The organism is Prauserella cavernicola (genome assembly GCF_016595675.1).
Taxonomy (GTDB): Bacteria; Actinomycetota; Actinomycetes; order Mycobacteriales; family Pseudonocardiaceae; genus Prauserella_A; species Prauserella_A cavernicola.
The window spans coordinates 274,575-296,130 of sequence record NZ_JAENJH010000004.1; the positions used below are offsets into that span (position 1 = coordinate 274,575).

14 protein-coding genes and 1 pseudogene are annotated in these 21,556 nt (G+C 71.3%); 10 read left to right on the forward strand and 5 right to left on the reverse strand.

Annotation, left to right across the window (positions count from 1 at the left end):
* Positions 1 to 57: 57 nt before the first annotated feature.
* Both JHE00_RS19040 and JHE00_RS19045 read right to left on the reverse strand, forming a co-directional pair.
* The gene (locus JHE00_RS19040) at positions 58 to 984 is read right to left on the reverse strand and encodes a dihydrodipicolinate synthase family protein (RefSeq protein WP_200319864.1); all 927 of its coding nucleotides are present in this window, start codon (positions 982 to 984) and stop codon (positions 58 to 60) included.
* Entirely contained in the window at positions 974 to 2,419 is a 1,446-nt protein-coding gene (locus JHE00_RS19045) for an MFS transporter (protein WP_200319866.1), read from the reverse strand. The genes JHE00_RS19040 and JHE00_RS19045 overlap by 11 nt, the downstream gene beginning before the upstream one ends.
* 75 nt (positions 2,420 to 2,494) lie before the next feature.
* On the opposite strand from JHE00_RS19045, the gene JHE00_RS19050 reads away from it, so the two are divergent.
* From JHE00_RS19050 to JHE00_RS19070, 5 genes are all read left to right on the forward strand, one after another.
* Positions 2,495 to 3,307: a FadR/GntR family transcriptional regulator gene (locus JHE00_RS19050; RefSeq protein WP_200319868.1), complete on the forward strand. Its 813-nt coding sequence runs from the start codon at positions 2,495 to 2,497 to the stop codon at positions 3,305 to 3,307.
* A gap of 111 nt (positions 3,308 to 3,418) precedes the next feature.
* Positions 3,419 to 6,715 (forward strand): phosphodiester glycosidase family protein, encoded by a 3,297-nt coding sequence (locus JHE00_RS19055; protein WP_200320426.1) that lies wholly within the window; start codon positions 3,419 to 3,421, stop codon positions 6,713 to 6,715.
* A 77-nt stretch (positions 6,716 to 6,792) separates the two neighbouring features.
* Positions 6,793 to 7,707 (forward strand): ABC transporter ATP-binding protein, encoded by a 915-nt coding sequence (locus JHE00_RS19060; protein WP_200319870.1) that lies wholly within the window; start codon positions 6,793 to 6,795, stop codon positions 7,705 to 7,707.
* Positions 7,708 to 7,709: 2 nt separating this feature from the next.
* Positions 7,710 to 8,513, forward strand: coding sequence for an ABC transporter permease (locus JHE00_RS19065; protein ID WP_200319872.1), 804 nt, complete (start codon positions 7,710 to 7,712; stop codon positions 8,511 to 8,513).
* Positions 8,514 to 8,516: 3 nt separating this feature from the next.
* Positions 8,517 to 9,344 (forward strand): ABC transporter permease, encoded by an 828-nt coding sequence (locus JHE00_RS19070; protein ID WP_200319874.1) that lies wholly within the window; start codon positions 8,517 to 8,519, stop codon positions 9,342 to 9,344.
* Positions 9,345 to 9,368: 24 nt separating this feature from the next.
* On the opposite strand, the pseudogene JHE00_RS19075 reads toward JHE00_RS19070, so the two are convergent.
* Positions 9,369 to 10,736: pseudogene (locus JHE00_RS19075) on the reverse strand (S8 family peptidase); the annotation flags it as partial.
* Positions 10,737 to 11,277: 541 nt separating this feature from the next.
* Here JHE00_RS19075 and JHE00_RS19080 point away from each other — a divergent pair.
* The 5 genes from JHE00_RS19080 (at position 11,278) to proB (ending at position 17,934) form a co-directional block, all read left to right on the forward strand.
* Positions 11,278 to 14,484: an Rne/Rng family ribonuclease gene (locus JHE00_RS19080; RefSeq protein ID WP_200319876.1), complete on the forward strand. Its 3,207-nt coding sequence runs from the start codon at positions 11,278 to 11,280 to the stop codon at positions 14,482 to 14,484.
* A gap of 151 nt (positions 14,485 to 14,635) precedes the next feature.
* A complete protein-coding gene (gene rplU / locus JHE00_RS19085; protein WP_200319878.1) occupies positions 14,636 to 14,950 on the forward strand; it encodes a 50S ribosomal protein L21 in 315 nt (104 codons plus the stop codon).
* A 31-nt stretch (positions 14,951 to 14,981) separates the two neighbouring features.
* Positions 14,982 to 15,239: a 50S ribosomal protein L27 gene (rpmA, locus tag JHE00_RS19090; RefSeq protein ID WP_200319880.1), complete on the forward strand. Its 258-nt coding sequence runs from the start codon at positions 14,982 to 14,984 to the stop codon at positions 15,237 to 15,239.
* Positions 15,240 to 15,359: 120 nt separating this feature from the next.
* Positions 15,360 to 16,817, forward strand: a complete 1,458-nt coding sequence (gene obgE, locus JHE00_RS19095; RefSeq protein ID WP_200319883.1) for a GTPase ObgE — start codon at positions 15,360 to 15,362, stop codon at positions 16,815 to 16,817.
* Positions 16,810 to 17,934: a glutamate 5-kinase gene (gene proB, locus JHE00_RS19100; RefSeq protein ID WP_200319885.1), complete on the forward strand. Its 1,125-nt coding sequence runs from the start codon at positions 16,810 to 16,812 to the stop codon at positions 17,932 to 17,934. Before obgE ends, proB begins: the two co-directional genes overlap by 8 nt.
* A gap of 15 nt (positions 17,935 to 17,949) precedes the next feature.
* Here proB and JHE00_RS19105 read toward each other — a convergent pair whose 3' ends face one another.
* Complete coding sequence (locus JHE00_RS19105) at positions 17,950 to 19,230, reverse strand: MFS transporter (protein WP_200319887.1); 1,281 nt, start codon at positions 19,228 to 19,230, stop codon at positions 17,950 to 17,952.
* 149 nt (positions 19,231 to 19,379) lie between these two features.
* Positions 19,380 to 21,485 (reverse strand): RecQ family ATP-dependent DNA helicase, encoded by a 2,106-nt coding sequence (locus JHE00_RS19110; RefSeq protein WP_200319889.1) that lies wholly within the window; start codon positions 21,483 to 21,485, stop codon positions 19,380 to 19,382.
* Positions 21,486 to 21,556: the final 71 nt, after the last annotated feature.

The window sequence follows — 21,556 nt, forward strand, 5'->3', positions numbered from 1 at the left end:
CCCGGACGCACGTGAGGGCCACCCGCCGCGCGCGGGTGGCCCTCGTCGTGTGCGGCGCTAGATCGCGCCGAGTCCTTCCGCGGCGAGGATCTCGCCGATCCGGTCGGTCTCGTCCGTCGACAACGGCGCGAGCGGGCGGTTGGTGGCGGGGCAGTCGAGGATGCCGCGCAGCGCCATCGCCGCCTTGAACCCTCCCAGCGCGCCCGCGGTGAAGCCGATCCGGCCGAGGTCGGCCACCGACGTGATCGCGAACAGCCTCGCGAGCCGCTCCTGTTCGGTGTTCGCCGCCTCGGCGTCGCCGTCCTTGGCTGCCCGGTACAACCGCACGTAGCCGTGCGGGTCGACGTTGCCGAGTCCCGGCACGAGCCCGGCGGCGCCCAGCTGCACCGCCGTGTCGGCCAGCAGCTCCGAGCCGTTCAGCGAGGGCAGCGACGTCCGGCCGAGGATCTCCCGGAACGTCGCCAGATCGCCGCTGGAGTCCTTGAACGCCACCACGAACTTCGACTCCGCCAGCTCCACGAGGGCGTCCGGCAGCAGGCGGGTGCCGACGGCGCTCGGGATGTCGTAGGCCACCACGGGCACGTCCACGGCCTCGTGCACGTGCCGGAAGTGCGCCACGATCTCGGCGGGGTGCGGTTTGACGTAGAACGGCGGCGTCACCACGACGGCGTCGACGCCGAGTTCGGCCGCCTGCCTGGCGTCCTCGATCACCCGCGCGGTGCCGGTGTCGATCGCGCCGGCGAGCACGGGCACCGCGCCGGAGACCGTGCCCACGGTGGTCTCGACCACCGCGCGCTGAGCCGCCGAGTCGAGCAGGGCGATCTCCCCGCTCGACCCGCCGACGAACACACCGTCGACACCGGCGTCGAGCTGGTGGGCCACGAGCCGTTCCAAAGAGCGCCGGTCGACGTCACCTCGCTCGTCGAGCGGGGTGACGAGCGGCGGGATCACGCCGTGCAGGGACAGTCCGGAGTCAGACACCACTGGCGGTATTCCTTTCTGGAGGCAGCAACGCGGGAGCGTCGGAGTCGATCTTGAGTGCGCGGCCGATGCGCGCGGGGACGTTGAAGCCGATGATCAGCGCCACCACGACCGTCAGCGAACCGGCGAGCACGGTGAGGGCGGTGCCGAGGCTGCCGATGTCCTCCGCGATCGCCGCACCCGCCAGCGGTGCCACCGCGCCGCCGAGTGCGCCGACGTTGTAGGAGAACCCGAGCCCCGCCGCACGAAGGCGCGTGGGGAAGTGGTCGCCGATGTACTTCGGCAGCAGCCCGGAGATGCCCTGGCTGGTGGCCTGCATGATGAACAGCAGCACCCACAGCAGCACGATGTTGCCGGCGGGCAGCGCGAACACGGGGAACACGAACAGCAGCGACGTGAACAGGCCGAGCACGTAGGCCCTGCGCGTGCCGATCTTGTCGCCGATGACACCCGCGAGGCACGAGCCCGCCGCGTAGCCGAGACCGGCCCACATCAGCGCGTTCGACACCTCGCTCGCGTCGTAGCCGAGATCGGTCTTGAGGTAGGTCGGCAGCAACGACTGGATCGGCCACGAGTACAGGAACGCGCAGAACACCGTGAGCATGATCGCGATCATCACCGGCCACAGTCGCCCGGCGAGCTGGACGGCGAACAGCACGAAACACACGATGGTGAGCGCGATCAGATAGGGCATCGCGCCGCCCGCGGAGCCGGTGAAGATGAACACCAGCGCCGTCGAGAGCACCACCGCGAGCGCGGCGTTGGGTAGTTGTCGCTTGCGCGAGAACAACACCGACGACGTGGTGACGTCCTTGCGATCACCCACCTCGGCCTGCCATTCGGCGGCCTCGGGCAGCGCGCGGCGCAGGTAGAGCGTCAGCGCGATCGGGATGATGCCGGCGTAGAACAGCCAGCGCCAGCCACCGGCGGGCACGATCAGCTCGTAGGCGAGCGCCGCGAGCACGGTGCCGATCGGGTAGGCGGAGAGCAGGAAGCCGGTGGCGCGGTTGCGCATCGACTTCGGCCACGACTCCATGACGTAGGTGGCGCTGGAGCCGTACTCGCCGGCCATGCCGATGCCGACGACGGCCCGGAAGATGAACAGCGACCAGTAGTCCCACGCGAAACCGCAGAGTCCACTGCCGATGGAGAAGGCGAGGATCGCGAGGATCATCGCCGGTTTGCGTCCGTAGCGGTCGGCGATGGCGCCGAGTACCAGCCCGCCCAGCCAGCGGGACACGAACGCGGCGGACACGAGCGTGGCCGCCTGGGTCAGGTCGAGATCGAACTCGTCGGCGATCTCGGTGAGGATCAGCGTGATCAGGATGAAGTCGAAGCCGTCGAGCAGGTAACCGAGCCAGGCGGCGAAGAACGCCTTGCGCTGTCCTCGGTCGAGCTCACGGAACGACCCCGGGCTGGCGGGCGGCGACGCTGCCATGGCCTGCACCTCCGTTGGATGTGAGGACATAGGATGTCCTATGTCGAGCGGTACCGTAGCGGTGGAAAGGGCTGGATGCAAGCACGAGATCGGACACCCGGCCGGGCCAGCGCGCCCGGCGGGCCTGCCAGGGGCGGGCAACTAGACTCCACGCCTGTGAGTACCTCGGCGAGTGGGCGGCAGTCGGGCGCACGCGCCAACCAGCGTGCGCTGCAGGAGTCGATCAAGAAACTGATCGTGGACCGCGGTCTCGTCCCCGGTTCCCCGCTACCGACCGAGTTCGAGCTCATGGAGGAACTCGAGGTCAGCAGGCACCCGCTGCGCGAGGCGATGAAGGCGCTCGAGGCCGTCGGGATCGTCGACATCCGCCACGGCTACGGCACCTACGTCGGCTCGGTGCCGCTGTCGGCGCTCGAGGCGGGACTGGCCTTCCGCAGCGCGCTGTCCGTGCGCGGCGACCACGCCGACATCCGCAACCTGCTCGAGGTGCGCGAGCTGATCGAGTCCGGCCTCGTCGGGCACGTGCTCGCCGCCTACGACCGGCTCGACTTCGACACCCTCGACGAGGCCGTGACCGAGATGGAGAAGGAGGCGGAGCAGGGCCGCTACGCGCCGGGACAGGACTGGCGCTTCCACGAGACGCTCTACCGCCCGCTCGGCAACGACCTGGTGCTCGACCTGCTGCAGGTGTTCTGGAAGGTCTTCCACACGCTCGATCCCGCTCTGGCGAGGGCCGACGACGTTCCCGAGGTCACGGCGCAGCGTCACCGCGCGATCCTGGAAGCCTTGCGCGCCAAGGACGAACCCGCACTGCGCGCCGCCGTGGACGAGCACTTCCGCGGCATCCGCGCCCGCGTCACGATCAGCGCGGGCGGCACCGCGCCGTAGGTTCGCCTGCCGTTCACTCGCGGTACTTCCCACGTCGGTTCCCGCCCGGTCTAATGATCGCGACCGCTGGGGAATCCGAGGTGTCCGGTGAAAACTGCACGTGTGGCCGCGATGTGCGCGGCGCTGCTCGTCGTCCTGCCCGCCGCGCCGTCGGCGGCCGACCCGCTCGACGCGCCGCTCGGCCCGCCGCCCGTCGACCTGGCCACCACGGCCGAGGCGAGCGAGGCGCTCGTCACCGACAGCTCCACGGCCGCCGTCGCACCGGGGCTCACGCTCACCGAGTTCGACCGTTTCGACCCGCAGGGCTGGATCCGAGGTGACACGCTCACCGTCGACCTGGACGCGGGCCTGCGTCCCACGTACCTGAGCCCTGGCACGGTGTCCGAGCGGACGCCGCTGTCCGAGCAGCTCTCGCGTGCGGGTGCGGTCGCGGGCGTCAACGGCGACTTCTTCGACATCAACGCCACCGGTGCGCCCTTGGGCGTCGGCATCGACGACGGCGAGCTCCACACCGCCCCGGCCGCGGGGCACAACCTCACCGCCGCGATCACCAAGGACGGCACCGCCCGGCTCGCCGAGGTGTTCCTCAGCGCGTCGCTGACGCTGCCCGGCGGCACGGTCGTGCCCGCCACCAACTTCAACGGCGCCGTGCTGCCGCGCGACGGCATCGGCGTCTACACCCCGTTGTGGGGCAAGGCTTCCCGCGCCACCGCGGTCGAGGGTGCGCAGCGGGTGGTCGAGCTCGAGCTCCGCGACGGCGTGGTGACGCAGGTGCGCGACACTCCCGCGGACGGCCCCATTCCCGGCGGCAGCACGGTGGTGCTCGCCCGCGACGGCGGCGCCGACGCACTCGCGTCGCTCGAACCCGGTGACGCGGTAGGGACCGAGTTCGCGCCGCGCAGCGACGCCGGTGACCTCGCGGTCGCCGTGGGCGGCAACAATGTGCTGGTGCGCGACGGCGTGGTGCAGGACGTCGACGCCGCCACCGCGCACCCCCGCACCGCGGTCGGCTTCTCCGCCGACGGCGCCCGCATGTGGCTGGTGACCATCGACGGCAGGCAGACCGACAGCAGGGGCATGACGGAGCTGGAGCTCGCACGCCACCTCAAGTCCCTCGGCGCGGACGACGCGCTGAACCTCGACGGCGGCGGCTCCTCGACGCTGCTGGCCCGCGAGCAGGGCGAGCAGGACGTGAGCGTGCACAACTCGCCCTCCGACGGCGGGCAACGCCTGGTGCCCAACGGAATCGGCTTCGCGACCGCGCCGGGCAGCGGCAGGCTGACGGGTCTCGGGCCCGCGCCCGCGCACGACGGCGAGGACTCCGACCGCGTGCTCTCCGGTCTGAGCCGCGTGCTCGAGCCCGGTGGCCACGACGAGAGCGGAGCCGCCGTGGCGAGCAGGCCGCTCTGGTACACCACCAACCCCCTGCGCGGCACCGTCCGGAACGGGGTGTTCACCGCGAGGGCCGACTGGCGGGACAAGGCCGAGCGCGCCGAGGTCGACGTCGTCGCCACGGAGCGGCTGCGCAAGGGCTCCACGACGCTGACGGTGCTGGGCGAGCCCGAACGGCTCGGCACGAGCACCGAGCGGCTCGCGCTCTCCGACGAGGGCGCCACCGGCACGTTCCAGGTCTATGGCTACGACGCCGACGGCTACGGCACCTGGGTCGAACCGCGCGACGTCGAGCTGGAGTACGACCCGTCCGTGGTCCGTGTCGAGGAGCGTGGCGACCGGTTCGCCGTCACCGCGCTCGCCGACCGCGGCGCTGCCGTGATCACGGCGAAGGCGGCGGGCCTGACCACCCACCTCGCCGCGTCAGTGGGCAGCGAGCCGCGAGTGCTCGCCCCGCTCGACGGCCCCGGGGGCTGGCGCGCGTCGGTGTACCCGAGCGCGGTCGGCGCGGCGCTGTCGGCCGCGCAGGGCCGTGACGGCGGCCAGGGGCTCGCGCTCGACTACCGGCTCACCGGAACCACCGCGACCCGCGCCGCCTACGTCTCGCCCGACCAGCCGCTCCCGCTGCCCGAGGGCACGCAGCGGATCGGCGTGTGGGTCAACGGCGACGGCAAAGGCGCGTGGCTGCGGGCCGAGCTGCGCGACGCGGGCAACGCCGCGTCGGTGGTGGACCTCGAGCTCGAGGTCGACTGGACGGGCTGGCGCTACGTCGAGGCCGCGCTGCCCGAGGGGCTGCCGTCCGGCCAGCGGCTCACCCGCTTCTACGCGGTCGAGAACGTGCCCGGCGAGCAGTACGAGGGCAGGCTCGTGTTCGACGACCTGACCGTCCAGGTCGCCTCGCCCGCCGACCCGCCCGCCGAGGAGGAGCCGCACGACCCCGCGCTGGTCACCGACGGCACGGTGAGCCAGAACGGACTGCGGATCGCCGTGCTCAGCGATGTCCAGTTCACCGCCGACGCCCCCGACGGCCCGCTTGTGGCACAGGCCCGGCGCACCATGCGGGAGGTCGTGGCGGCCGAACCGGACCTCGTGCTCATCAACGGCGACCTCACCGACCGCGGCACCGCACCCGACTTCGACCTCGCGCGCACGATCATCGACGAGGAGCTGGACGGCAGGGTGCCCTGGCACTACGTGCCGGGCAACCACGAGGCCGACGGCGGCACCGGGCTCGACGAGTTCGAGGCCGAGTTCGGCGAGGCGCACCGCGTACTCGACGTCGACGGAGTCCGGCTGGTGCTGCTCGACACCTCGCGCGGCAGCCTTCGCGGAGGCGGGTTCGACCAGGTGCGCATGCTGCGGGACGCGCTCTCCAGGGCGGAATCCGACCGGGCGGTGCGGGGCGTGGTGGTCGCGATGCACCACCCCGTCGACGACCCGGCCCCGGCAGGCAACTCGCAGCTGGCCGACCGCAAGGAAGCCGACCTGCTCACCGACTGGCTCACGGAGTTCGAGGAGAGCTCGGGCAAGCCCGCCGCCACGATCACCTCGCACGCCGGGGTCTTCGACCTCAGCCGCGAGGACGGCGTGCCGTATCTCGTCAACGGCAACGCGGGCAAGGCGCCGTCGGCCGCGCCAGGGGACGGCGGCTTCACCGGCTGGAGCCTGCTGAGCATGGATCCCCGGGACCGGGACGAGCCGGTGCGGATCGAGACCAGGCCGCACGTCGACGGGCTGAGCCTGTCCGGGCCCGCGCGCCTGGCGCGCGGAGAGCGGGCCGACGTGAGCGCGGAGCTGGACCAGGGCGGCCGCACAGTGCCGGTGAGCTACCCGGTGAGCGCCGACTGGAGCGGTTCGCGCACCCACATCGAGGAGCGGGGCCGGTGGCCGTCGGTGCGCGACGTCGTGTCGTTCGACCCGGAGACCGGCACCCTGACGGCGTTGCGCCGGGGCACGGCTGAGCTGACGGTGACCGTCAACGGGGTGAGCGAGACGCTGCGCGTCACGGTCGGCTAAACCGCTCGATTCTGTCGGTGGCGCGTGGCAGTGTGCGCACCGTGGGTTCAGGCACTCCAGGTACTGACGAGACGGCGATGGTGGAGGCCAAGGCGCTGGTGAAGCGCTTCGGCGACTTCGAGGCCGTCCGCGGCATCGACCTCCATGTCCGGCGGGGCGAGGCGTTCGGCTTCCTCGGGCCCAACGGGGCGGGCAAGTCCTCGACCATGCGCATGATCGCGTGCGTGTCCCCGCGCTCCGACGGCGAGCTGAGCGTCCTGGGCTTGGATCCCGATCGGGAGGGGCCGCGCGTGCGCGCGCGGCTGGGTTTCGTGCCTCAGCAGGACAACCTCGACACCGAGCTCACCGTCCGCCAGAACCTGCAGGTGTACGGGCGCTACTTCGGGCTGTCCAGGGCGCACGTGCGCGAGAAGGCGCACGAGCTGATGGAGTTCGCGCAGCTCACCGAGCGCGCCGACGACGAGGTCGAACCGCTCTCCGGAGGTATGAAGCGCAGGCTCACTATCGCGCGTTCGCTCGTCAACGACCCCGAGCTGCTGCTGCTCGACGAGCCGACCACCGGGCTCGACCCGCAGGCGCGGCACCTGTTGTGGGACAGGCTCTTCCGGCTCAAGTCGGCGGGCGTCACGCTGATCGTCACCACCCACTACATGGACGAGGCGGAACAGCTCTGCGACCGCCTCGTGGTTATGGACGACGGGCGCGTGGTCGCCGAGGGCTCGCCCTCCGAGCTCATCACCAGGTACTCCACCCGCGAGGTGCTCGAACTGCGCTTCGCGCCGGGGGAGCAGGAGGGCGCGGTCGCGTCGGTGAGCGACCTCGGCGAGCGCGTCGAGGTCCTGCCCGACCGCGTCCTGCTCTACACGCCCACGGGCGAGGCGGCGCTGGAACGCGTGCACGACAGGGGAGTGCGGCCACTGTCGAGCCTCGTGCGCCGCAGCACGCTGGAGGACGTCTTCCTCCGCCTCACCGGCCGGTCGTTGGTGGACTAGCCATGACGGTGGTGTCCTCGGGAAGAGTCGTCGGGTCGTGGCGCGCGGCATGGCTGCGAGTCGAGGGCCACTGGGCGTGGTACCGGCGGTACTGGACGTCCAATCTGTACTCTTCGGGCCTGCAGCCGCTGATGTACCTGCTGGCGATGGGCATCGGGTTCGGTTCCCAGGTGGAGCCGGGACCCGCCACCGGTGGACTGTCCTATGTGCACTACGTCGCGCCCGCGCTGCTCGTGGCGGGCGCCGTGCAGTACGCCGTCGGCGAGTCGACGTTTCCCGTCTTGTCGGGGTTCAAGTGGCAGAAGGACTTCATCGCCGTCACGGCCACACCGGTCACGCCGGGTCAGGTGCTCGGCGGGCAGCTCATCTGGGTGTCGATGCGGCTGCTGCTCTCGGGCGTCGTGTACGCGCTCATCGCGTGGGCGTTCGGGGCATGGCTCAACGCGGGCGCGGCGCTGGTCGTGCTCGTCGGCGCCCTCACCGGCGTCGCGTGCGCGGCCCCGCTCATGGCGATCGCGGCCACCACCTACGACGAGGGCACCCGGTTCACGTCGATCTTCCGGTTCATCGTGATGCCGATGCTGCTCTTCGCGGGCACGTTCTTCCCGATCGAGCAGATCCCGGTCGCGATCAGGTGGCTCGCGTGGGTCTCGCCGCTGTGGCACGGCAACGAGCTCGCGCGCGGCGTCACCCTCGGAGGCCTGGACCTCGTCCCCGCACTGGGGCACCTGGCGTTCCTGCTCGCCCTGTTCGCGGCGGGCGGACTCGTCGCGCGGCACTACTTCTACCGTCGGCTGGTGGTGTGAGCGATGGTCACTGTCGATGCTCCGGCGCGGCGCGGGTTGCTGCTGCGCGTCCTGCCGCCCTCGCTCTACGCGGGCAGGGCGAGCGCGCTGCTGGAACGGTCGGTGCTCGCGTACTCGCGGGCCTGGCTGGTGTTCCTGTCCGGATTTCTCGAGCCGCTGTTCTACCTGCTGGCGTTCCAGATCGGCTTCGGCAAGCTCGTCAGCGAGGTCACCGGGCCCGGCGGGCAGCCGCTGAGCTACGTCGCGTTCGTCGCGCCCGCGCTGCTCGCGGCGTCGGCGATGAACGGCGCGGTGTTCGACTCGACGTACGGCGTGTTCTTCAAGTTCCGCTACCAGAAGACCTACGACGCGATGCTGGCGACGCCGATCGGCCCGCTGGACATCGCGCTCGGCGAGATCGCGTGGGCCGTGCTGCGGGGTGGTCTGTACGCGCTCGCGTTCTTCGGCGTCATGGGCGCGCTCGGTCTGGTCACGTCCCCGTGGGCGCTGTTGCTCGTGCCCGCGGCGGTGCTGGTGTCGTTCGCGTTCTCGGCGATCGGGATGGCGTGCGCGACGTTCCTGCGCTCCACGTCGCAGTTCGACTACATCAACCTCGCCGTGATGCCGATGTTCTTCTTCTCAACGACCTTCTACCCGCTGTCGGTCTACCCCGAGCCCCTGCAGTACGTCGTGCAGTGTCTGCCGCTCTACCACGCGGTCGAGCTCACGCGTGGGCTGTCGGTCGGGGTCCTGGACGCCGGGATGATCGGGCACGTCGCGTACCTCGTCGTCCTGGCGGGGCTGGGGGTCCACTGGGCCTCGCGCAGGCTCTCCGGTCTCCTGCTCCGCTGACGCCGGGTCGGGGGTCGAGTCGCCGGACACCGCGGCGAGCGCGTCGACCATGCCGCGGCCGTAGAAGCCGTTGTAGCCGAGGTATCCGGCGCAGTAGGCGTCCTGGGTGCCGTTGCCGTTGAGGTCGTAGTTCTCGGGGCAGGCGACCGGGGCGGCCTGCTCGCCGAGCGCCTCGCGCAAGAGCGCGGGGGTCGCGTCCGGATCGCCCGAGGCGAGCAGGGCGGCGACCCCGGACACGTGCGGCGTCGCCATCGACGTGCCGCACAGCTCGCCGTAGCCGCCCGGGATGGTCGACAGCACACAGTCGTCGGACTGCCCGCCGGGCGCGGTGAGATCGATCACGCCGAGCCCGTACGAGCTGTAGCCGGCCTTCACACCGGAGGCGTCGACGGCCGACACCGCGAGCGTCTCGCGCAGCCCTGCGGGCAGCACCTCACAGGCGTCGTCCCGTGCGGCGGTGCCGCTGCCGGGCGAGGGTGTGAGGTCGAGTGCTCCGTTGGTGGCGGCGGCGACGCTGAGGGTGCCCGAGGAGTCCGCGTACTCGACCGCCCTGGCCACGGCCTCGCGAACCACGCCCTGGTCCTCACTGGTGGTGCACGGCATGCCGGGCGAGGTGACGGAGAAGCTGCTGTTGGCCACCTCGATGCCCGAGCGCGCCGCCCACATGAACCCGCAGACCGCGGCCTCGGGATCGACGTAGCCGTCGTCGTCGACGACCTTCACCGACGCCAGGCGCACGCCGGGCGCGACACCCGCGATGCCCCTGCCGTCGTCGGCCGCGGCGACGATGCCGGCCACGTGGGTGCCGTGTGTGGAGGCGGTGGGCACCCAGGCGTCCTCGGTGGACACTGGCGCGCCCGAGAGGCAGCCCGCGGACAGATCAGGGTCGACGGCCTCGGCGAGGTCGGGGTGCCGGGCGTCGATGCCGGAGTCCAGCACCGCCACGGCGACGTCGGGGCTGCCGGGCTCGATCGTGCGGGCCCGGTCGGCGCCGATGGTCCGCATGTCCCACTGCTCGCTCGTGCGGTCCTCGGAGGGCACCGCGCCGCCGCTCAGCGCCTCGTCAGCGGACTCGGCGGCGGGGGAGTGGCCCCGCGCCAGCCGCTCGGCCTGCGCGCTGAAGGCGCGGTCCGGCCCGATGGCGTCGGCGAAGCCCGAGCTCGCCGACGTGGCGACGGCCACACCGATCTCGGGGTAGTAGATTGACTGGTCGCCGCAGGCGGACTCGATCTCGTCGGCCGCGGACTGCTCGGAGGTCTCCTGGTCGAAGAGCACGACGTAGCGCAGCGACACGCCCGAGCCGGAACACGTCTCGGCGGACGCGGCCCCCGCGTTCGCCACGGCGGTAGTGCCGACGAGCGCCGCGCAGGCGAGCAGCACACTCCCACGCACCAGCACTGGACCTCCGAAGACCGCACCGAGACGCCGACGCCGTTTCCCCTGCCGTGCGCACGGTAACCAGCCGCCGACGGCCCGACAAGCTGTCGGCGGAAGTTCCCCCAGCCGGTGCTATGCGCCCCAACCACACGGCAGCCCGGCCGCCGTGTGGGATACTGGGTGACGGTTGCTGAACCGTTGTCACCGCCACACGGGCGGTGAGCAATGGTCGGTGGCCCGGTGACGTGCTGAAAGGACTCCGTGTCGTCGCCGCCGCGCGCTCGGCGTGCCAGGCGGCTCGACGACTCGGGAGGTACCGAGTGGCGGGAGTTCGGTCAGAACGTCGCCGCGGGACCCGCCACTGCTGGCGAGCCGGCACCACCGGCTGCTCAGTGGCATGAGAGGCAAGGATTCCCGTCGGCGGTGAACCCACCACGGCGGTACAAAACAGGAAACGGTCCCTGTGCGGCCGCGTCCTGCCAGCCGGTTCCGGTGCCGAGGAGAGGTTCCTCGCCCGGTGCGGACTGCCAGACGCGCCCGGGGGCGAAGGAGACATATGTCGAACGCGGAGACACCCGCCGAGAACACCGGCGGGACTACCGCCACATCCATCACAGGGGCGCTGGCCGAGCTGCCGAACCGCGTCAGGGTGCACGCCCTGGCGAAGCTGCTGGGTTCCAGCAGCCGTGAGGTGCTCGCGAAGCTCGCCGAGCTGGGCGAGACCGCGCGCAGCGTGCAGTCGAGCGTGCCCAAGGATGTGGCGTTGCAAGTGGCACAGGCCCTCGGGGCCGTGGACCAGGCGGCCGGGGAGACCGCCGAACCGACCGGCGCGGACACCGCCGAGAAGACTTCCGCCGAGCAGCCTGCCTCCGTTCAGGCGCCCGCCGAGCAGCCCGGTCAGGTCGCTGCCGAGCCGGAGCAGCCCGTCGCGCAGGCCCCGGCGACATCCACCGCCCAGCCCGAGCAGGCTAAGCCGGAGCGGGCCAAGTCCGCGCGTGCCGCCGTGCACACGCCGGTGTTCGCCGCCCCGTCGCCGGTCTTCCTCCCGCCGGAGCCCGCCGCCGAGCAGGCCGCCGCGTCGCAGGACAAGGCCGAGAAGGCAGGCAAGCCCGAGCGGGGGGACAAGGCCGAGCGCCCCGAGAAGTCCGACCGGCCCGACAAGCGCGACAAGTCCGGCCGTCCCGAGAAGGCTGACAAGTCCGATAAGTCGGACAAGGGCGAGAAGCCCGAGCAGGCCGACGACGAGGCCGAGGACCAGGACCAGTACGGCGCCGACGGCGACACCGGTGACGGCTCCGACGGTGGCCGCAGGCGTCGGCGTCGCGGTCGTCGCGGCCGGGGCAGGGGCAAGGGCGGCGACGAGAACACCGCCGACGAGCAGAGCGACGGCGAGCACGCCGAGGGCGACGCCAAGACAGACGAGACCGACGAGCAGGCCCAGAAGGGCGACGAGGGCGCCGACTCCGACGACGCCGACGGCGAGGGCGGCAACAAGCGCCGTCGCCGCCGTCGCCGCCGCAAGGGCGGAGACGATGACGGCGCCGACGGCTCGGGCACCGACGACCCGCCCAACACCGTCGTCCACGTGCGCGACGCCAAGGCCGCCGACAACAAGAACGAGGCTCGCGACGGCGTGCGCAGCGTGCGCGGCTCCACGCGCCTCGAGGCCAAGCGCCAGCGCCGCCGCGACGGCAGGGAAGCGGGCCGCAGGCGCGCGCCGATCCTGTCCGAGTCGGAGTTCCTCGCTCGCCGCGAAGCGGTCGAGCGGACCATGGTCGTCGCCGAGCGCGGCGACTCCACGCAGATCGGCGTGCTCGAGGACGACGTGCTGGTCGAGCACTTCGTGACCTCGTCGGGCAGCGGCTCGATCGTCGGCAACGTCTACCTCGGCCGCGTGCAGAACGTGCTGCCCTCGATGGAAGCCGCGTTCATCGACATCGGCCGCGGCCGCAACGCGGTGCTCTACGCGGGCGAGGTCGACTGGGACGCCGCCGGTCTGGAGGGCAAGGCCCGCAAGATCGAGCAGGCGCTGAGCTCGGGCGACAACGTCCTGGTGCAGGTCACGAAGGACCCGGTCGGGCACAAGGGCGCCCGGCTCACCACGCAGATCTCGCTGCCCGGCCGCTTCCTGGTGTACGTCCCCGCGGGCGGCGCCACCGGCATCTCCCGCAAGCTGCCCGAGAACGAGCGGCGCAGGCTCAAGGACATCCTCAAGCGGATCGTTCCCGAGGACGCCGGGGTGATCATCCGGACCGCCTCCGAGGGCATCAGCGAGGACGAGCTCGCCCGCGACGTCCGCAGGCTCAAGGCCCAGTGGGAGGTCGTCAAGGAGAAGGCGGACTCCTCCACCGGCTCCGGCAAGAAGTCCAGCTCGCCCGTGCTCCTGTACGAAGAGCCGGACCTGCTGGTCAAGGTCGTGCGCGACCTGTTCACCGAGGACTTCGCGAAGCTGGAGGTCCAGGGGTCGACGGCCTGGGAGACCATCCACTCCTACGTCGAGCATGTCGCTCCCGACCTCACCGACCGGCTCAAGCGCCACGTCGGCAACGGTGACGTCTTCGCCGAGCACCGTATCGACGAGCAGCTCACCAAGGCGCTCGACCGCAAGGTGTGGCTGCCCTCCGGTGGCTACCTGGTCATCGACCGCACCGAGGCGATGACGGTGATCGACGTCAACACCGGCAAGTTCACCGGCTCGGGCGGCAACCTCGAGGAGACCGTCACCCGCAACAACCTGGAGTCGGCCGAGGAGATCGTCCGCCAGCTCCGGCTGCGCGACATCGGCGGCATCATCGTGATCGACTTCATCGACATGGTGCTGGAGGCCAACCGCGAGCTGGTGCTGCGCAGGCTCACCGAGTGCCTCGGCCGCGACCGCACGCGGCACCAGGTCGCCGAGGTGACCTCGCTCGGACTGGTGCAGATGACCCGCAAGCGTGTCGGCACCGGGCTGCTCGAGGCCTACTCCACGACGTGTGAGCACTGCAAGGGGCGCGGCGTGATCGTGTCCACCGAGCCCAACCGCGGCAACGGTGGCGGCAATGGCAACGGCAACGGCCACCAGCACGGCGGTGGTGGCGGCGGACGTCGCTCCCGCGGCGGCCGGGGCAAGGGCGGCGGCGAGGAGCAGCAGGACGCCGCTCGCTCGTCCGACAGCGGCGCTCCGACGCCCGAGCAGCGTGAGTCGGTCGTGACGGCGGTCCAGGCGATGGCCAACGCCTCCAAGCCCACGAAGGGTGACGAAGCCGACGAGTCCGCGAAGGCGGACAAGCCGGAACGCGCCGAGAAGCAGGACAAGCCGGAGAAGCAGGACAAGCGCGACCGGTCCCCGCGGCAGCGGCGGCGTGAGTCCGCCAAGTCCGAACCCGCCCCGGCGGAGTCCGCTCCAGCCGAGCAGGCCGCCCAGGACTCGTCCGCGCAGCCTGAACAGACCCCGGCGCGGAACGCCGCGCCGCAGGAGCCGGCCAAGCCCGAGCAGACCGAGCCTGCCAGGACCGAACCGGCGGCGGAGGTCCCCGCGACCCCCGCGCAGCCGGAGAGTGGACGTGAGGCGGCCGAACCCGCCGCACAGCCGCTCAACGGGCACACCCCCGCCCACCAGGTCAGCACGCCTCAGCCGGAGACCCCGGCGGGCGAGGAGCAGCCGTCCGAGCCCGAGCAGCCCTCGGTCCCGGCGCCTGCCGTGCGTTCCACCACCCGGCGTCCGCGCCGGGCCGCCTCGCGGCCCGCGGGCCCGCCGGTGCACGCGCAGGAGAACGGCTGATGACCACCCCGGTGCGCCCCGCGAACGAGGCGCGAAGTAAGCTGTCTAGCGGCCCGCCGTTGGAGCGGGTCGCTGCGCGCGACGCTTGGGACGCTGAAAGCGGACCGGTCGCGTGAGCCCCCACCCGCAGTCGAGCAAGCAGGAGACTTCCGTGTCGGCGTATGCAGTCGTCAAGACCGGCGGCAAGCAGTACAAGGTCGCCGTCGGCGACGTCGTCGAGGTCGAGAAGCTCGAGGGCGAGCTGGGCACCGAGCACACCTTCCCCGCCGTGCTGTACGTAGACGGCAGCGAGGTCACCACGGACGTCGACGCGCTGGCGAAGGTCTCGGTCACCGGCAAGGTCGTCGAGCAGACCAAGGGTCCCAAGATCCGCATCCACAAGTTCAAGAACAAGACCGGCTACCACAAGCGGCAGGGTCACCGTCAGAAGCTGACCCGCATCGAGGTCACCGGAATCAGCAAGTAAGCCTGACGCTTTCAGAGGAGGGTGACCAGAGATGGCACACAAGAAGGGCGCATCCAGCTCCCGCAACGGTCGTGACTCCAACCCGCAGTACCTCGGTGTCAAGCGGTTTGGTGGCCAGGTCGTCAAGTCCGGCGAGATCCTGGTTCGTCAGCGCGGCACCAAGTTCCACCCCGGTGTGAACGTCGGTCGCGGCGGTGACGACACCCTGTTCGCGCTCGCCGCCGGTTCGGTCGAGTTCGGCAGCAAGCGCGGCCGCAAGACGGTCAACATCGTGCCGGCCGAGGCCTGAGCCGGCCCGGCCAGCACGCGCTAGCACTCTCGAACGAGGGGCGGGCCCGGAACATTTCCGGACCCGCCCCTCTTTCGTGCATGTGGCAGTTTTTCCATCCCGGTAGAGAGGCACCTCCACATGGCATCCCGCTTCGTCGATCGCGCGGTGATCCACCTGGCCGCCGGCAGCGGCGGCAACGGCTGTGCCTCCGTGCACCGTGAGAAGTTCAAGCCGCTCGGCGGCCCCGACGGCGGCAACGGCGGCGGTGGCGGCGACGTCCTGCTGATCGTCGATCCGGGCGTGCACACTCTGCTCGACTTCCACTTCCGCCCCCACGCCCGTGCGGGCAGCGGCAAACCGGGCCAGGGCGGCAACCGCAACGGCGCCGCGGGGGAGACGCTCGAGCTGCGCGTCCCCGACGGCACCGTCGTCCTCACCGAGGACGGTGAGGTGCTCGCCGACCTGATCGGCCCCGGCACCACGTTCGTCGCCGCCAAGGGCGGCCGCGGCGGCCTGGGCAATGCCGCGCTCGCGTCCCGCGCGCGCAAGGCGCCGGGGTTCGCCCTGCTCGGCGAGGACGGCGAAGAACGCGACCTGGTGCTGGAGCTGCGCTCGGTCGCCGACGTGGGTCTGCTGGGCTTCCCGTCCGCGGGCAAGTCGTCGCTCATCTCGGTGCTCTCGGCGGCCAAGCCGAAGATCGCCGACTACCCGTTCACCACGCTTGTGCCGAACCTCGGCGTGGTCACCGCCGGCGACACCGTGTTCACGATGGCCGACGTGCCCGGCCTGATCCCCGGTGCCAGCGAGGGCAAGGGCCTCGGTCTCGACTTCCTGCGCCACATCGAGCGCTGCGCGGTGCTGGTGCACGTCATCGACTGCGCGACCTACGAGCAGGGGCGCGACCCCGTCTCCGACGTGGATGCTCTCGAGAACGAGCTCGCCCGCTACACCCCGGCGCTCGGTGGTGACCTCTCCGACCGGCCGCGCGTGGTGGTGCTCAACAAGATCGACGTGCCGGACGCCGCAGAGCTCGCCGAGATGGTCCGCGCGGACCTGGAGGCCCGCGGACTGCGCGTGTTCGAGATCTCGACGGTCTCCCGCAAGGGGCTGCGCGAGCTGACGTTCGCGCTGGGCGAGGTGGTCGAGTCCTACCGCGCCTCCCTGCCGGAGGCCGAGCCCACCAAGATCGTGCTGTCGCCGCGCGCCGTCGACGACTCCGGCTTCACGGTGGAGTCCGACCCGGACGACCCGAGCGGCTACATCGTGCGCGGCCCGCGTCCCGAACGCTGGGTGCGCCAGACCGACTTCAGCAACGACGAGGCTGTCGGCTACCTCGCCGACCGGCTGAACCGGCTCGGGGTCGAGGAGGAACTCGCCAGGATGGGTGCCGAGCCCGGCAGCCAGGTCAGCATCGGCGACTACCGCTTCGACTGGGAGCCGTCGACGCCGGGCGTGATGACCCACCTGGCAGGCCGGGGCACCGACCCGCGCCTGGAGAACCGCAGCCGCGTCACCGCCTCGGACCGCAAGGAAGCCCGGCGGGTCCGCCGCGACGGCGAACCCGAGGCCGAGCTCGGCGAGAACACCGGTGACTGACGTGGCGCGTGCGGCGATCGCCACCGCCTCCCGGCTGGTCGTCAAGGTCGGTTCCTCGGCGCTGACCACCGCGGGCGACGGTCTCGACGTGGCCAGGCTCGACGCACTCGTCGACGCCATCGCACATCGGGTGTCGCAGGACGCGCAGATCGTGCTCGTCTCCTCGGGTGCCATCGGGGCGGGCCTGGCCCCGCTGTCACTCGGCACCCGGCCCCGGGATCTCGCCACCCAGCAGGCGGCCGCCAGCGTCGGGCAGCTGGCGCTGGCCCACGCCTACGCGGAGTCGTTCGGCCGGTACTCACTGACTGTCGGCCAGGTGCTGCTCACCTCCGATGACGTCGTCCGCCGCTCGCACTACCGCAACGCCGAGCGGACCTTCTCACGGCTGCTGGCTCTCGGCGCGGTGCCCGTGGTCAACGAGAACGACACCGTGGCCACCGAAGAGATCCGCTTCGGCGACAACGACCGCCTCGCCGCACTCGTCGCACACCTCATCCGTGCCGACGCTCTCATCCTCCTGTCCGATGTAGACGCTCTGTACGACGGTGATCCGCGTGCGGGCGGCACTCGTCGCATCACCGAGATCTCCGGTGAGTCCGATCTGGACGGGCTCACCGTCGGAATGTCCAGCTCGGGCCTCGGCACGGGCGGCATGATGTCCAAGGTCGCCGCCGCACGTACCGCCGCCTCCAGCGGCATCCCCGTGCTGATCGCCGCGGCCGCCGACGCCCGCGACGCACTCGGCGACGCCGAGGTGGGCACCGTGTTCCGGGCCGCGGGAACCCGACTGTCCGCGCGGCGCTTCTGGCTCGGGTACGCGGCGGGTTCGCACGGCAGGCTCCACCTCGACGACGGCGCCGTCGCCGCGGTGGTGGGCCGCAGGAGGTCGCTGCTCTCGGCCGGTGTCACCGGCGTGGACGGCGACTTCCAGGCTGGCGATGTCGTGGACCTCGTCGACCCCGCTCAGCAGGTCGTCGCGCGGGGCGTGGTGGCCTTCGACGTCACCGAGCTCCCGGAGCTGATCGGCCGCTCGACCCACGAGCTCCCGCCGGAACAGCGCCGCGAGGTGGTGCACGCGGACGACCTCGTGCCCCTGAGCGGCCGCGCGGCGAAATAACGCGCGGACCGTCTCCTACTTCAGCTCGCTGCGGTTGGTCTCCGGCAGCCGCAGGATCACGAAGAACGCCACCGCGGCAGCCACCGCGACGTACCAGAAGAACACAGTGGACGCGCCGGCGTCGGACAGCGCCGTGATGACGAGCGGCGCGGTACCACCGAACACTGCGACCGTGAGGTTGTACCAGGCGCCGATTCCCAGCCCCCGCAACGAGGTCGGGAACAGCTCGCTCATGATCGCAGGCGCTATCGACGTCATCGCGGTGTAGAGGCCGAGCCCCACACAGAACACCACGAGCAGCCCACCGAGGCCCGGACCGACCAGCGTGGAGAGCGGCACGATCAGCAGCGCCGTCGCCGCCGACCACACCAGCAACTGCGGTTTGCGGCCGAACCGGTCCGAGATCACGCCCATCGGGTACTGCAGGACTACGAAGAGCGCCGTCGCGATGGACAGGGCGAGGAACACGTCCACGTCGTCGGCCTCGCGGGTGTTGACGGCGAACGGGGTCAGCGCGCTGAAGAAGGTGTAGTAGCAGAGCGTCGACAACATGGTGAAGCCCACGAGCTGCCCGACTGACCGCGGGTGCTCGCGCAAGGTCGTCAACAGCGGCCGGGACACCTTCCGTGCCACGGCCTTGTTGTCCTTGAACTGCTCGGTCTCCTCGAGGCTGGACCGCAGCCAGAGACCGATCAGGCCGAGCACACCGCCCAGCAGGAACGGGATGCGCCAGCCCCACGACTCGAGTTGCGCGTCGTCCATCGTGCGGGCGAGCGTGAAGCCGAGCACGGAGGCGAGCAGCACAGCGGTGCCGGTGGAGATGTAGAAGAACGACGAGAAGCGCCCGCGCCGCTCCTTCGGTGCGATCTCGCCCAGGTAGGCCGAGGCATTGGAGACCTCGCCGCCGAGCGAGAGTCCCTGCGCAACCCGGGCCAGCAGCAACAGGATCGGGGCGAGCCAGCCCACCTGCGCGAAGGTCGGCAGGATGCCGATGACGATCGAACCACCCGCCATGAGCACGATCGTGAAGATCATGGCGGGCTTGCGTCCCCGGAGGTCGGCGAACCGGCCGATCAGCATTCCGCCGAGTGGCCGGAAGAAGAAGGCCAGCGCATAGGTGGCGAACGTGTTGATCTGGGCGAGCTCTCCGGGGAAGAACGCACTGGCGAAGTAGATGCTGAACGTCGCGTAGATGGTCCAGTCGAACCATTCGAGGGCGTTGCCGACGCTTGCTGCGAAGAGCCTGCGCACCGGGAGCCGGTGCTTGACGGGCGCGTTCACGTTCGACTCGACCATGTCGACCTTCCGCCTCACCGAATAGTGAGTTGGCACTGTGCCACACGGGGCCGTGCGGTGGAAGGTCTTTCCCAGCACCGCGAGGACGGCGGGTCGTCGTCCCAGGCAAAACGTGGCCCGACGTCGGCGTCCCCATCGGTGATTCCGCTCTACGCCGTCGCCGCGAGTGCGAACGGGAGCACGGCCGGTGCGCCCGCCTGGCGGAGCAGGCGCGTGGCCACGGTCATGGTCCAGCCCGTGTCGACCAGGTCGTCCACCAGCAACACGGGGCCGCCGGCGCCGGAGACCGCCGCTCGCAGCGAGTCCGGGAGGGACAGTCGCCCCCACAGGTCGGCCAGCCGCTGCGCGCTGTTCGCCCTGCGGGGAGGCGGCCCCTGCGCCTCGATGGTTCCGAGCAGCTCCAGCCTGCCGATCTGTGACAACCGCGTGGCCAGGTCGCGCGTCAGCTCCGGCCGGGTGTACGAACCGAGCGCGACGACCGCGACCGGGCGCACCGCCCAGTCCCAGGCCGCGAGCACCGACACGCACGCCTGGAACACCTGGTCGGGAACGGGAGCGTCGCCGCCCTGCGCGCCGACGAGCTCGCGCAACCGCCCGCCCCAGCCGACATCGGTGAGCCTGCCGACGACGCGTCCCGGCTCCGCCTGCTCGTCCTTGCCGATGCGCCCGGACAGGGGAACGTCGAGCGACGCCATGCCCGTGGGCCACTGGCGCCGCGGCGCCACCTCGACGCCCGGTTTGCTCAGCTGCTCCCTGGTCGCCTCGGTGCTCTGGTCGGAGACGTCGGTGGCCCAGTGCCGTCCGGTGCAGTTGTCGCAGCGGCCGCACGGCTCGGCGTAGGGGTCGTCGAGCTGCCTGCGCAGGAACTCCATCCGGCAGCCCGGTGTGGCGAGGTAGTCCAGCATCGCCTGCTGCTCGGCAGCCCTGGACTGGCGGACGCGTTCGTAGCGTTCGGCGTCGTACTGCCAGTCCTGGCCCGTGGACTCCCAGCCGCCCCGCACCCTGCGCACGGCGCCGTCGACGTCGAGCACCTTGAGCACCATTTCCAGTCGCGACCGGGAAAGCTCTGCCATCGGCTCGATCGCGGCTGTCGACAATGGACGGTCGGCGTACGCGAGCGCGTTGAGGACCTGGGTCACGCGGTTGCCGTCGGGAAACGCCAGCGAGCCGAAGTAGTTCCAGATCTCCACGTCCTCGCGGCCGGGAAGCAGCACGACCTCCGCCCGTCGCACACCACGGCCCGCGCGGCCGACCTGCTGGTAGTAGGCGATGGGAGACGACGGTGCGCCCAGGTGCACCACGAAGCCCAGGTCCGGTTTGTCGAAACCCATGCCGAGCGCCGACGTGGCGACGAGCGCCTTGACCCGGTTGGCGAGCAGATCGTCCTCGGCGGCCTGCCGGTCCGCGGGATCGGTCTTGCCGGTGTAGGCGGTCACCGGGTACCCGCGGTCGGACAGGAGCGCCGCGACGTCGTTGGCGGCGGCCACTGTGAGCGTGTAGATGATGCCGGAACCCGGCAGCTGGTCCAGCTGCTCGGCCAGCCACGCGAGCCGCGCGGCCTCCGTCGGTAGTTCCACGACCGCGAGGTGCAGGCTCTCCCTGTCGAGCGGACCGCGCAGCACCAGAGTGTCCGAGCGGTGTCCGATACCCAGTTGCTCGGCGACGTCGGTGACCACGCGGTCGTTGGCGGTCGCGGTGGTGGCCAGCACGGGCACGCCGTCGGGCAGGTCGCCGATCAGGGTGCGCAGGCGCCGGTAGTCGGGGCGGAAGTCGTGGCCCCAGTCCGAAATGCAATGCGCCTCGTCCACCACGAGCAGGCCCGCGGAGGCGGCCAGTTTGGGCAGCACGGAGTCGCGGAAATCGGGGTTGTTGAGCCGTTCCGGGCTCACCAGCAGCACGTCGATCTCACCCGCGGCGATCCGCGCCTGCACGTCGTCCCACTCCTGCTGGTTGGCGGAGTTCATCGTCGCGGCGTTGATGCCCGCTCGCGCGGCGGCGGCGATCTGGTTGCGCATCAGTGCCAGCAGCGGCGAGATGATGACGGTCGGCCCGGCGCCGCGTTCGCGCAGCAGGGCCGTGGCGAGGAAGTACACGGCCGATTTGCCCCAGCCGGTGCGCTGGACGACGAGCGCGCGCCGCTGGTGCGCGACGAGCGCCTCGATCGCCGTCCACTGGTCCTCGCGCAGGGAGGCGTCGGGTCCGGCGAGCGCACGCAGCAGGGTCTCGGCCCGCTGACGAAGGGTGTCGATGTCCACGGGAACCAGCTCTACAGCATGGCTCCGACGATGTCTGCCCAGGCCGGAGCGAACGGAGACCTCGCTGTCGG